The following is a 12,264-nucleotide window of genomic DNA, read 5'->3' on the forward strand; positions in this document are numbered from 1 at the left end:
AAGCGGCGGGGCGCACGCCTCAGTTGAACTCGCTAGCGACCTCGGACCACAGGCTGACGCGGCAACCGCGCGCCGCGAAAGAATCCATCTCGCGCTTGATGCCGCCGCTCTCTTGCCAACCCGGCAAGTCGAGCACGATCAGCTCATCCATCGCCGCCATGAACAGCGCGTCGATCGGCGCCCACAGCGTGCCGATGGCGGTTTTGTCGAGATCTTGCAGACAGAGATTGATCGGATGCGACATGCTGACCTGGCTAAAAACGGCGTTGCCGGCGCGCACGATAGCGGCGGCGACGTCGTTGCAGGCGATAAAGCGTTGCTGCACGACGTTGGCGTCGGCGTGGCTGTAGGGGCAGGCTAAAAATATTTTTCTCATTAGCGTTTGTTCTCTCAATAATTGTTGTCAGGGACGAAAAAAGGGCGCAGCTTCCCCGTGAGGCGGCGCCCCGTTTATTTTTATGGCTTAGGGATAAATTCAGCGAGCGGCGGCGGCGATGGCCGTCGATTGCCTTTGCGTCTGTTCTTTTTCCAGCAATTCAGCCTCCGGCACCGAAATTTTTATGGCGATCAGCACGGCGATCATGCCGCCGAGGAATTTGCCCATCATGATCGGCAACACCAGCGAAGGTTGGAAGTTGGCGGTAAACGCCAGGTGATCGCCCAACGTGGCCTGCGCGCAGATGCCGAAGGCCACGCACAGCACCTTATCGCGCGCCCGCATGCCTTTGAACAGGTGATAAACGGCGATGATATTGGCCAATACCATAATAAAGCCCAGCGCGCCGGTATCCGATAAACCGAGCTTTTTACCGATGAAATGCATCGGCTTGCGGCAATAGCGCTGGAATAAATAACAAATGGGGAATGTGCCCGCCAACATAATGCCGATATAACCGGCAATCTCGATAGCGCGGAATAATTCGTCTTTGTCGGCAAATAACGGATCGAACACCCAGCCGCCGAATACCTTTTTAAACACGCCGGTGAAATGTTCGATGATGCATAACGCCAATACCAGCTTGATAAAGGCATCCGCCGCCTTGCCGAAGATCAGGAACCCTTTCACCATCGCCGCCGGCCGCAGCTTCAGCCCCAGCGCCAACAGGAAGCACAGGGCGAACAGCGGCGACAGCAGCCGCAGCGCCTGCAGCAAGTCCAGCTGCAGATAGTGCGCGGCGGGCGAGGTGGTGGAGATGATCTCCCTGACCGGCAGGTTGTTGAAGGTGATGGTCACCAGGGCGATCAGCACCGCAAACGGAATGCTGATCAAGCCCGCCATGGCCCCTAACGCCAGATATTTATGGTCGTCGCGGTTCAGCATGATAAGCCCGACCGGGATCAGGTAGACGATGCTGGCGCCGGAGGTGTAACCCACCAGCATGGCGACGATCCACATATCGCGGTTGGCGGCGATGGCGTCGGCCAACTGGTAGCCGCCCATGTCCACGGCGATCACCGCCAGCGCCGCGATCGAGGCGTCGGAGCCGAGCGCCGAGAAGAAGGGGCCGATGCTGTACATGATCAGGTAAGAGATGATCGGGATCGCGGCCATGATGCCCGCCTGGGCGAGAAACACCGGGCCGATGGCATGAATGCCGTTGACGAACTCACGCCCCAGCTCGCCTTCCGGCTTGACGATCGACGCCAACGCGCCGATCAGGGTGCCGGCCATGATGATATAGATGATGACATTACCGAACTCAGCCATGGTGTTCCTCCTGCGGTGAACGTAAGCCGCGCGAGCGCGCGATGATTTCCTGATAGCGGGTAAACCAGACCCTCATATCGACCTCGGCGGGTTCCGTCACTTCATAGCGGCTGAGCACCTTGAGCGGATGTTCCATCCCCAATCCTTTACGCGCCAGCAGCGCAACGCCCTGGGCGGTGATCTCCTTATTGGCGGGAGAGACGATGCGCTTTTGGATCAGGTTGGCGAGAAACTGCGTGAAGTAACGGTTGGCGGACAGACCGCCGTCCACCGAAATGCTGTCGCCGATCGGTTTCAGTTTATCCATGGCGTTGATCACCTCGGCGGAACGCATGGCGATGCCTTCGAGGATCGACTGCAGCAGATCCTTGCGCTCGGTTTCCAGCGACAGGCCGGCCCACATTCCGGCGGCGGAGCGATCCCAGTACGGGCAGGCCAGCCCAGAGAGCGCGGGCACAAAGGCCAGGCCGCGCGCGATGGCCGGCTGGGCCGGAAAATCGCCGAATTCATCGAAATCGTTGAACAGGCCTATCTTTCTCGCCCAGTTAATGGCGGAGGCCGCGTTATAAACGCCGCCGTCCAGGCCATACACCGGCTCGCTGCCGGGCAGCTTCCAGCACAGCGTGGGCAACAGGCCGGACTCGCCGGCGTCGATCGGGCGCGGCCCGGTGATCGCCTGTAAAAAGGCGCCGGTACCGAAGGTGATCTTCATCTGCCCCGGCTGATGGCAGCCGTGGCCGTAAGTGCCGGCAAACTGATCGACGATGCAGGCCGTCAGCGGCACCGGCTTGCCGTTGAGCGCGACGTCGCCGAAGTGGCCGATGTTGTCTCTGACCTCGGGCAGGCTGTCGATCGGTACGCCGAACAAACGGCACAGCTCCTCGTCCCACTGCAGGGTATGAATGTTGAACAACGAGGTGCGCGAGGCCGAGTTATAGTCGGTGAGGTGCCGGCCGCACAGGTGGAACAGGAAGAAAGCGTCCATGGTGCCGAGCCGCAGGCGGCCGCGTTGCGCCAGCTGCCTGGCCCCCGGCGCGTTGTTCATCAGCCAGCCCATCTTGCTGGCGGAGAAGTAGGTATCGAGCGGCAGGCCGGTTTTCGCCATCACCAGCGGCTCGACGCCTTCGCGTTTCAGGCGCTGGATCTCCGGCTCGGTGCGCTGATCTTGCCAAACGATGGCGTTGTACAGCGGCAGGCCGCTGTCGGCGTCCCAGGCCAGCAGGCTTTCGCCCTGATGCCCTAAACCGATGGCATCCACCATGTCGCACTGGCTGAGACAGCGGCGGATATTCGCCAAAATCTCCAGGGCGTCGTGTTCCACCCAGCCCGGATTGGGGGTGATCTGCTTGTGCGGCATGCTGGCCGGCGAATGGTGCCTGCCGTCTTCGCCGAACACCACGACCCGGGTGCCGGTGGTTCCCTGATCAATCGCGGCATAACGTTGATTCATCATTGCTTCGCTCTCTTATAGGTTTTGTTTTTTTATTGTGCCTGGTGTTGTTTGTGTGACTGTTTTAATAATCTATCTTCAATTTCACACATTAAAGCAACATAAATCACAAGATAAAATAACCCCGCGTGATCGACCTCATACTTTTTGCTTATCACCGCCTTCTGCGGCCTTTTTTTGGGAGTTGTGTTGTTTTTACCATTTCAAATGCGGTTATTGTGTGGTTTTATTGTGGTTATCACATCAAAACGGGACATCAGCATGATGGAAGAACAAACGGAGTGGGACATTGTCGTGATTGGCGGCGGTGTGGTCGGGTGTGCGGTATTCCGCAAATTCTGCCTGATGGGCGCCCGTACGCTGCTGTTGGAAAAGGGGGGCGATATCCTGTCCGGCGCCAGCAAAGCCAACAGCGCGCTGCTGCATACCGGCTTCGATGCGCCGAGCGGCAGCCTGGAACTGCATTGCATGCAGGCCGGCTACCGGGAGTTTGTCGCCATCCGTGAACGGATGAATTTGCCGCTGTTGCCTACCGGCGCGTTGGTGGTGGCGTGGGACGAGCAGCAGCTGGCGGCGCTGCCCGCGATCGTGCAGCAGGCGCATGACAACGGCGTGCTGGACGTGGCGCAGATCGACGCCGCCGAGCTGTATCGCCGTGAGCCGCGGCTGGCGCCCGGCGCGTTGGCGGCGGTAGAGGTACCGGGAGAGAGCGTGATCGATCCCTGGAGCACGCCGCTGGCGTACCTGACGCAAGGCGTCAAACACGGCGGCGACTATCGCTTCAATACCGAGGTGACCGGTGCCGAACGCTTGTCGACCGGCTGGCGGCTAACCAGCAACCGGGGCGAGTTTCACGGCAAAATCGTCATCAACTGCGCCGGCAATCAGGGCGACCGGGTAGAAAGTTTCTGCCATCAGCCCGAGTTTGAAATCCGCCCGCGCAAAGGGCAGTTCCTGGTGTTTGACAAGGCCGCCGCCGGTCAGGTCAACGCCATCATCTTGCCGGTGCCGACGGCGATCACCAAAGGGGTGCTGCTGTCGAAAACCATCTTTGGCAATTTGCTGCTCGGGCCGACCGCCGAAGAACAACAGGACCGCGAGACGGCGACGGTGGACGAAACCAAAATGCGCGAGCTGATCGAACAGGGCACCCGGCTGCTGCCCACGCTGGCGAATTACAGCGTGACCGCCAGCTATGCCGGATTACGCCCGGCGACCGAACAGAAACACTACCGCATCCAGCACTATCCCGACCGGCAGTGGATCTGCGTGGCGGGCATTCGCTCCACCGGCCTGACGGCGGCGCTCGGCATCGCGCAATATGTGGAACAGCTCTATCGCGACCAGTTTACGCCGTGCTTCACGCCGACAACGCCGCAGACCGTGCATTGGCCGCAGATGCCGATGCTTGCCGACTATGCGCTGCGCGATTATGCGCGCCCGGACAACGGCGGCATCGTTTGCCATTGTGAGCTGGTGACCCAGCGGGAGATAGAGGCGGCGTTCGATTCCGCCGTGCCGCCGGAATGCATCGGCGGGCTGCGGCGCCGCACGCGCGTGATGATGGGGCGCTGCAACGGTTTCTATTGCAGCAGCCGGGTGGCGGAAATGGTGGGCGATCGTTTTGGCCAAACGCTGGCCGTAGGGAGCATTGATGAAAACTGAGTATCAGGTGGCGATTGTCGGCGCAGGGCCGGCCGGGATTGCGGCGGCGACCGCGCTGCGGCAGGCGGGTATCGAGGATGTGGTGATCCTGGAGCGGGAACAACAGGCGGGCGGCGTGCCCAGGCACTGCCGACATCCCACCTTCGGGCTGCAGACTTTTTACCGGCCGATGCTGGGGTCCACCTATGTTGATAAGATACTGGCGCGCGCCGGGCAGGTAGAGATCCGCACCGGCGTGACGGTGCTCGCCATCAAACCAGACGGTGAGCTGACCATCACGGACCGCCGTGGCGTCAGCACCTTGAAAGCGCAGCGGGTGATCCTGGCGACCGGCGTGCGCGAGACGCCGCGTCATCCGCGCCTGGTGAGCGGCCTGCGGCCACAGGGCGTGCTGACCGCCGGCGCGCTGCAGCAGTTCGTCTATTTGCGCAGGCTGCAGCCGGGCAAGGCGCCGGTGGTGGTCGGCACCGAGCTGGTCAGCTTCTCCGCGCTGTGGACGCTGCGCAACGCCGGCGTGCGCGCCGTCGCCATGATTGAAAGCGGCGGCAGGCCCGTCGCCTGGCGGCTGAGCGCGCTCTATGCGCGCCTGATGGGGGTGCCGATCCACTACTATTCGCGGGTGACCGACATTGCCGGCCGCGATCGGGTCGAATCCATCGAGGTGGAGAATCGCCAGGGAGAGAAACGGCGCATCGCCTGCGACAGCCTGATCTTCACCGGCCGCTTCACCGGGGAGTATACGCTGATCCGCCAGAGCCACCTGGCGCAGCGGCCGGAGAGCGGCTGCCCGCTGACCGATCAGTTCGGCCGCTGTTCCGACGCCGCCTATTTCGCCGTCGGTAACATGCTGCACCCGGCAGACATGGGCGACCAGTGTTATCAGGAAGGGCTGCACGTCGGCGAAGCCGTTGCCCGTTCGCTGCAGCGCACGCTGCCGCCGGCGCGGCAAATCCTGCCGGTGCGGCATGACGAGCGGATCCGCCTGACCGCGCCTGCCAACGTGGCGCTGATCGGCAAGCCCACCTCGGTCACGATCAATATGCGCGTGGAACAGCCGGTGTCCGGTTCGGTGGTGGTGCGGCTGGGGGAGAAAGTGCTGTACCGCAAAACGCATCGCTGCCTGCCGGAACGGCGGATCCTGCTGCGCAACATCGCCTTGCCGCCCGGCGGCGAGCGTGACGCGCTGCACATCAGCATCGAACCCGCCGGATGAACGGCGGCTACGGCTTGCGTCTAACGCCCTGAAACCCGTAGTATTCCGTCAGTTAACGCCGCGAGTCTCGGCGGAAGCAGTCACTCTTACTTAAGGCAGCGAGTGTAATGTGAATGGATATCTCTAATTCCGTGGAAAGGCGCAATGAAATACTGGCGCTGATCCAGGCCAATGGCCGGGTTTACGTGAATGAGCTGGCGGATAAATTCCAGGTTTCGCAGGAAACCATTCGGCGCGATCTGAACAAGCTGGAAGACTATCGGCTGATCAAGAAGATCCACGGTGGCGCGGTCAGCAGCCAGTTCAAGTTCGAGCATGAATTCAATGAGCGGGCCAAAATCGCCGAGGCTGAGAAGCGCGCCATCGCGGAGAAAGCGGTGACGCTGATCCAACCGGGCGATACGGTGTTCGTGGATTTCGGCTCCACCACGCTGGAGTTCGCTCGGCAGTTGGCGACGGTGGATCAGTTGACGGTCATCACCAACTCGCCGCTGATCGCCAACGTCTGTCTGGAAAATGACTCCATCGACGTGGTGCTGATCGGCGGGCAGTTCATCGACTCCAAAATGGCGTGCCTGGGCGCGATCGCGTTGAATAATATCGAAGCGTTTTTCGCCGATTACGCCATTATCGGCGCCGGTGCGGTTAATGTGCAGACCGGGGTGATGGATCAAAACGTCAATGAGGCGGCCATCGCGCGCAAAATGATTGCGCAGAGCCGCAAGTGCATTGTGCTGGCCGACGAAAACAAGCTGCGCGGGCATGCGATGACGCTGGTGGCCAAATGGCCCGAGGTCGATTATCTGGTGACCTCCGACAGCGGTAATGCATTGGAAGGATTGGTTTTCCCCGCCAACGTCAATGTGTTGGTGGCGCAGGTATAAAGGGGAGAAGCCTTTCTCCATGTGGAGAAAGGCTCAAACCGTTTCCGTCAGGCGATATCGACCGCGCGCACCTCTTTGGATCTCAGCTTCACGCGGATTGGCACCGATTTGTACGAAGGCGTACCGCTCTCCTCATCGATGTAATGCAGCGGCACCAGCACGTTGGCTTCCGGGTAGTAGGCGCCGACCGATCCGGCCGAGATGTTGTAGGCGATCACCGTGATGCCTTCCAGGCGCTGGGTGCTGCCGGGCAGCGCCGTTTCCAGGTCGACCACGTCGCCATGCTCCAGCCCCAAACGTTGCATATCGCTGTCATTCATAAACAGTACGTCGCGCCGGCCGAAAACCCCGCGATAGCGGTCATCCAGGGCATAGATGGTGGTGTTGTACTGATCGTGGCTGCGCAGGGTGATCAGCCGCAGCGTATCTTGTTCCGCCGCAATCTGGTCTTCGTGCAACCCGCTGAACACCGAAAACATCGCTTTGCCCGTCGCCGTCGGCCACTGGCGTTCTGTCGGCGGCAATGGCATGCGAAAACCGCCGGGTTGGCGAATGCGCGCGTTGTAATCGTCGAAGCCCGGTATGGTTTTTTCGATCAGATCGCGGATCACGTCGTAATCCTCGACCAACTCATCCCAGGGCACCTTGCTGGCGGGCATCACCGCTTTGGCCATGCCGGCCACAATGGCGGGTTCCGAACGCAGGAGTTCCGACGCCGGTTTTAATTTGCCGGACGAGGCATGCACCATCGACATCGAATCCTCCACCGTCACCGATTGCCGTCCGCCGGCCTGCAGGTCCAGCTCGGTACGGCCCAGGCAGGGCAGAATGAGAGTTTCTTTCGCCACCAACAGATGGCTGCGATTGAGTTTGGTGCCGATATGCACGCTTAACTCCAGCGCTTTCATCGCCGGGAAGCTCTGCTCGGGGTCCGGCAGCGCCACGGCGAAGTTGCCGCCCAGGCAAATCAACGCTTTCGAAGCGCCGTCGATCATCGCCTGCATGCATTTCACGGCATCGTGACCGTGGGCTTTGGGCGGCGTGAAGCCAAACACCGTTTCCAGCTTCGCCAAAAATTCGGCCGAGGGTTTTTCGGTGATGCCGACGGTGCGGTTGCCCTGCACGTTAGAGTGGCCGCGCAGCGGGCAAATGCCGGCGCCCGGTTTGCCAATGTTGCCGCGCAGCAGCAGCAGGTCAGCGATCAGGCGCACGTTGGCCGTCCCTTTATTGTGCTGCGTAATGCCCATGCCGTAGGTCACGATGGTGGCGTTGGATTTCGCGTAAGCGGCGGCGACCTGTTCCAGATCCTGACGCGTCAGACCGCTTTCCGCCTCAATGGCTTCCCAACGGGTGGCCCGCAGATCGGCGTCGAAAGCCGTAAACCCTTCAGTGTGCTCAGCAATAAAGGCGTGATCCAGCGCATTGCCATGCTCATCATCCAACTGCAGCAACGCTTTGGCGATGCCTTTGAGCGCCGCGGCATCGCCGCCGGCTTTGACCTGATAGTAGGTTGAAGCGATCGGGGTCGAACTGTAGGTCGCCATTTCGATGACGTTTTGCGGATCGGTGAAACGTTCGAGCGCCCGCTCGCGCAGCGGGTTAAACACAATGATCGGCACTTTTTTGCGCGCCAGCTCATGCAGCGTGCCCATCATGCGCGGGTGGTTGGTGCCCGGGTTGTGCCCGATGGAAATAATCAGCTCCGCGCTGTCAAAGTCGTCCAGCGAGACAGTGCCTTTGCCGATGCCGATCGACTGCGGCAGGCCAACGCTGGTCGGCTCATGGCACATGTTGGAGCAGTCGGGAAAGTTATTGCTGCCAAATTCACGCGCAAACAGCTGGAACAGGTAGGCCGCTTCATTGGACGCCCGGCCGGAGGTATAAAATTCCACCTGTTCCGGCGGCAGCGTCTGCAAGACGGCGGCGATGCGTTGGAACGCCTCGTCCCAGGCCAGCGGGCGCAGGGTGTCCGTCCCGGCGTCATAAAACAGGGGCGTGGTCAGACGGCCGTAGTCCTCCAACTGATAATCGGTTTTTTGCAGCAGTGAGGTCACGGTATTTTGCGCCAGGAATTCGGGGGTCACGCGCTTGCTGGTCGCTTCCCAGGTCACGGCTTTGGCGCCGTTTTCGCAAAACTGAAAGGTGGAGCGATGCTCTTTATCCGGCCACGCACATCCCGGGCAGTCAAACCCGTCGGGCTGGTTGGTACGCATCAGCGTCACCGGCGCTTCCAGGGTATCCATCTGTGTGCGCACGGCGATGGCCGTCGCTTTCAGCGCGCCCCAACCGCCGGCGGGCCCATCGTAGGGATGGACACCGGGTACTGCTCGTCTTTTCGCCATTGTTGATTGCCTCCGACACCGCTTACGATAAATGCAGGTGATTGATTTAAAATTAATATTGTCGTTATCGTCTAAGAAGGAAGGCAGACGCCGTCGTCAAACGCGAGCCTGTCGCTTCAGTATAGATGAGTAAGAAAGGGCGCAGCGGCAGTCAATGCGGGGAAGTAGCGGCCCGTCTAACCTGAGGCGGGCCGCAGGGGCGTTACTTTTTCACCACCAGGCCCACGCCGCGGCCGCGCGGATCGGACGCGGTTTCCGGCGTGCGGCCATCGATGCGGATGACCTGAATATCCCCCATGTTCCAGCCCTGGTTTTCGAGGGTGTAGCCCATGGCCTTCAGCTCGTCCGCCGGTTTGCCGGTCAGCGGCGCAAAGCTGTCATAGTAGACGGTGTCCTTCGGCAACAGCTGATGGTGTACGCGCTGGGCGGCGACCGCCTGCGCCAGCGGCAGGTGGTAATCGTAGAGGTTGTTGATCACCTGGAAGATCGAGGTGAAGATGCGCGAACCGCCCGGGGTGCCGATCACCAGGGTGACGTCGCCGTCGCGGGTGATGATGGTCGGGCTCATCGAGGAGAGCATGCGTTTGCCCGGCTCAATGGCGTTGGCGTCGCTGCCCACCACGCCAAAGGCATTGGCGACGCCCGGTTTGGCGCTGAAGTCGTCCATCTCGTCGTTGAGCAGGAAGCCGGCGCCTTTGACCACCACGCCGCTGCCGAAGTCCCAGTTCAGCGTATAGGTATTGCTGACGGCGTTGCCGGCGGCATCGACGATCGAGAAATGGGTGGTTTGGTGGGTTTCCAGCCCCGGCCGTACCTGCTCGGTCGGTGAGATCGCCTGCGGATTGATCTCGGCGGCGCGTTTTTGCAGGTAATCAGGGGCGATCAACTGCGCTTCCGGCACGTTAGTGAAATCCGGATCGCCGAGGTAGTCGGCGCGATCGGCGAACACGCGTTTTTCGATCTCCGCCAACAGGTGGATATAGCGCGCCGAGTTCAGCGGCACGCCCTTGAAGTCGGCGGCGCGATCTTCTTTTATCCCCAGCAGCTGCGCCAGCGCGATGCCGCCGGAGCTGGGCAGCGGGGCGGTATACACGGTGTTGCCGCGCCAGCTGATGCGCATCGGTTCACGCCATTTCACCCGGTAGTCGGCCAGATCCGCCGCGCCGATCAGCCCGTTGTCGCGCTGCATTTGCGCCACCAGCAGGCGGGCAGTTTCGCCGTGATAAAAATCGTCGGCGCCCGATTTGGCGATGCGCTCAAGGGTGGCGGCCAGCTCCGGCTGTTTGAACACCGTGCCGGGCTTCATGGCGCCGAAATAGTCGCCGAAGTTGGTTTTACCGGCGAACAGCTTGTTGGCGTCTTCACGGTACTGATACTGCTGATCCGCTACGGTGAAACCTTGCCGGGCGTAGCCGATCGCCGGCGTCAGCAGTTCGGCCCACGGCAGCTTGCCGAAACGCTTGTGGGCTTCCCACAACCCCAGCACGGTGCCCGGCACGCCGGCGGCGCGGCTGCCCACCAGGCTGAGATTTTCGATCACTTCGCCTTTCTCGTTCAGATACATGGTCTTGCCGGCGGCCTTGGGTGCCACTTCGCGGTAGTCGAGAAAATAGGGCTTGCCGTCGACATACAGCGTCATAAAGCCGCCGCCGCCGATATTGCCGGCTTCAGGGTAGGTCACCGCGAGGGTAAAGGCGGTGGCGACCGCCGCGTCGACCGCGTTGCCGCCGGCCTGCAGAATGTGCGCGGCGACCTTGGCGCCATACTGATCCGGGGCGGCGACCGCGCCGGCGGTCAGATCGGCGGCAAAGGCGGCGGGAACGGTGCAGGCAAGGGCCACGCTCAGCGCTATCGTTTTCAATAAACCGGCAGACATAGAAGATCCTTTTAGCGATGTTCAGTTATCAGGTGAATTCAACTAATTATTTTTTAAACAGCAGGTTAGCGCGTTTTCTTCGGGCTGTTGCGGCGCTTTATTGAAGGTAGCAGCGGTCAGGCGGGGTCGCCTGACCAGAGTAGCAAATCGTGACGTGACGCGTTATGCGCCGGCGGGCAATGCCGACTGCAGCCATTGGCAGAAGTGACGGGCGAGCGGATTGTGTTCGCTGTCGCGATGCAGCAGCCACGCCCAGTTGGCGCCGCGCACGCGTTGCTCGGTTAACGGGTGCAGCAACCCGGCCTCACGCGCGTGTTGCGCCAGCAGCTGACTGACCAACGCGATGCCGAGGCCGTTGCAGGCGGCGTCCAGCAGCAGACCAGGATCGGAGAAGTTCAGCCCGCTGTCGCGTTGGCCGACGTGCGCGCCGCCCGCCACCGTCCAGTGGCTCCAGTCCATCTCGCGTTCGCCGTGCAAGGTCACGCGCTGCTCCGGCGCCAACGCCAGCAGGCTGGGGTGGCAGGCGGGATAGAGCCGGTCGGTACAGAGAACGTTAAAGGTGCAGTCCGCCTGCGCGCTGAGATCGTCGCGGATCGCCAGATCGATGCTGTCCGTCGCCATATCCGGTGGCTCGAAGCTGGTGAACAGCCACAGATCGATCTGCGGATGCCGCTGGTTGAACTCGCCCAGCCGCGGCGTCAGCCAGTGGCGGGCAAAGGCCGGCGTCGTGTTGACGATCAGCTGGTTGGGTTTGCGGTACTGATCCAAACGGCGAATGCCGACGGCCAATTGTTGCAGCATCACCTGCGCGGTGCTGAACAGATCGTGGCCGGCGTCGGTCAGCGTTACGCTGCGGCCGGTGCGGAAGAACAGCGGCTGTTCCAAAAACGCCTCGAGGCTGCGGATCTGTTGGCTGATGGCCGACTGGGTCAGGTGCAATTCTTCGGCGGCCTGATGAAAACTACCCAGGCGCGCCGCCGCTTCGAAACCGCGCAGGGCGCTCAAGGGGGGCCAGTGTTTTAACATTATCGATAAGCCTGTCTAATCAGATATCCGCTAAATATATCGTTTGTCGCGGTGGCGAGGGAAGACTAGTATGAGATTCAAGTGCCGGAGCGTAAAGATC

At 61.2% G+C, this 12,264-nt stretch carries 9 protein-coding genes; 3 read left to right on the forward strand and 6 right to left on the reverse strand.

Annotation, left to right across the window (positions count from 1 at the left end):
• Positions 1 to 19 precede the first annotated feature (19 nt).
• From ACJ8PN_RS16840 to ACJ8PN_RS16850, 3 genes are all read right to left on the reverse strand, one after another.
• Positions 20 to 376, reverse strand: a complete 357-nt coding sequence (locus ACJ8PN_RS16840; RefSeq protein WP_004938034.1) for a DUF1937 family protein — start codon at positions 374 to 376, stop codon at positions 20 to 22.
• Positions 377 to 475: 99 nt separating this feature from the next.
• Positions 476 to 1,708, reverse strand: coding sequence for an ethanolamine utilization protein EutH (gene eutH, locus ACJ8PN_RS16845; RefSeq protein ID WP_049188926.1), 1,233 nt, complete (start codon positions 1,706 to 1,708; stop codon positions 476 to 478).
• The gene (locus ACJ8PN_RS16850; RefSeq protein ID WP_346595294.1) at positions 1,701 to 3,161 is read right to left on the reverse strand and encodes an FGGY-family carbohydrate kinase; all 1,461 of its coding nucleotides are present in this window, start codon (positions 3,159 to 3,161) and stop codon (positions 1,701 to 1,703) included. The genes eutH and ACJ8PN_RS16850 overlap by 8 nt, the downstream gene beginning before the upstream one ends.
• A gap of 258 nt (positions 3,162 to 3,419) precedes the next feature.
• Here ACJ8PN_RS16850 and ACJ8PN_RS16855 point away from each other — a divergent pair, with 258 nt between their 5' ends.
• From ACJ8PN_RS16855 to ACJ8PN_RS16865, 3 genes are all read left to right on the forward strand, one after another.
• On the forward strand, positions 3,420 to 4,823 hold the full coding sequence (locus tag ACJ8PN_RS16855) for an NAD(P)/FAD-dependent oxidoreductase (RefSeq protein WP_351108517.1): 1,404 nt from the start codon (positions 3,420 to 3,422) through the stop codon (positions 4,821 to 4,823).
• Positions 4,813 to 6,036 carry an FAD-dependent oxidoreductase gene (locus ACJ8PN_RS16860; protein ID WP_351108514.1) on the forward strand — a complete coding sequence of 408 codons (1,224 nt, stop codon included), beginning with the start codon at positions 4,813 to 4,815 and terminating at the stop codon, positions 6,034 to 6,036. Before ACJ8PN_RS16855 ends, ACJ8PN_RS16860 begins: the two co-directional genes overlap by 11 nt.
• Positions 6,037 to 6,149: 113 nt before the next feature.
• On the forward strand, positions 6,150 to 6,920 hold the full coding sequence (locus ACJ8PN_RS16865; RefSeq protein ID WP_004938020.1) for a DeoR/GlpR family DNA-binding transcription regulator: 771 nt from the start codon (positions 6,150 to 6,152) through the stop codon (positions 6,918 to 6,920).
• Between the two features lie 47 nt (positions 6,921 to 6,967).
• Here the strand turns inward: ACJ8PN_RS16865 and ACJ8PN_RS16870 are convergent, their stop codons facing one another.
• The 3 genes from ACJ8PN_RS16870 to ACJ8PN_RS16880 all read right to left on the reverse strand — a co-directional run bounded on the left by ACJ8PN_RS16870 (position 6,968) and on the right by ACJ8PN_RS16880 (position 12,164).
• Complete coding sequence (locus ACJ8PN_RS16870; RefSeq protein WP_351108511.1) at positions 6,968 to 9,262, reverse strand: FdhF/YdeP family oxidoreductase; 2,295 nt, start codon at positions 9,260 to 9,262, stop codon at positions 6,968 to 6,970.
• A 202-nt stretch (positions 9,263 to 9,464) separates the two neighbouring features.
• Entirely contained in the window at positions 9,465 to 11,138 is a 1,674-nt protein-coding gene (gene ggt, locus ACJ8PN_RS16875) for a gamma-glutamyltransferase (RefSeq protein ID WP_442535097.1), read from the reverse strand.
• A gap of 162 nt (positions 11,139 to 11,300) precedes the next feature.
• A complete protein-coding gene (locus tag ACJ8PN_RS16880) occupies positions 11,301 to 12,164 on the reverse strand; it encodes a LysR substrate-binding domain-containing protein (RefSeq protein WP_442535098.1) in 864 nt (287 codons plus the stop codon).
• Between the last annotated feature and the right edge of the window lie 100 nt (positions 12,165 to 12,264).

The organism is Serratia sp. CY76391, assembly GCF_052166695.1.
GTDB lineage: Bacteria > Pseudomonadota > Gammaproteobacteria > Enterobacterales > Enterobacteriaceae > Serratia > Serratia nematodiphila.

What these genes read in the sequence shown, in the direction of transcription:
- ACJ8PN_RS16840 (WP_004938034.1), bottom strand. Translation starts at nt 376, where the DNA reads ATGAGAAAAATATTTTTAGCCTGCCCCTACAGCCACGCCGACGCCAAC.
- eutH (WP_049188926.1), bottom strand. Translation starts at nt 1,708, where the DNA reads ATGGCTGAGTTCGGTAATGTCATCATCTATATCATCATGGCCGGCACC.
- ACJ8PN_RS16850 (WP_346595294.1), bottom strand. Translation starts at nt 3,161, where the DNA reads ATGATGAATCAACGTTATGCCGCGATTGATCAGGGAACCACCGGCACC.
- ACJ8PN_RS16855 (WP_351108517.1), top strand. Translation starts at nt 3,420, where the DNA reads ATGATGGAAGAACAAACGGAGTGGGACATTGTCGTGATTGGCGGCGGT.
- ACJ8PN_RS16860 (WP_351108514.1), top strand. Translation starts at nt 4,813, where the DNA reads ATGAAAACTGAGTATCAGGTGGCGATTGTCGGCGCAGGGCCGGCCGGG.
- ACJ8PN_RS16865 (WP_004938020.1), top strand. Translation starts at nt 6,150, where the DNA reads ATGGATATCTCTAATTCCGTGGAAAGGCGCAATGAAATACTGGCGCTG.
- ACJ8PN_RS16870 (WP_351108511.1), bottom strand. Translation starts at nt 9,262, where the DNA reads ATGGCGAAAAGACGAGCAGTACCCGGTGTCCATCCCTACGATGGGCCC.
- ggt (WP_442535097.1), bottom strand. Translation starts at nt 11,138, where the DNA reads ATGTCTGCCGGTTTATTGAAAACGATAGCGCTGAGCGTGGCCCTTGCC.
- ACJ8PN_RS16880 (WP_442535098.1), bottom strand. Translation starts at nt 12,164, where the DNA reads ATGTTAAAACACTGGCCCCCCTTGAGCGCCCTGCGCGGTTTCGAAGCG.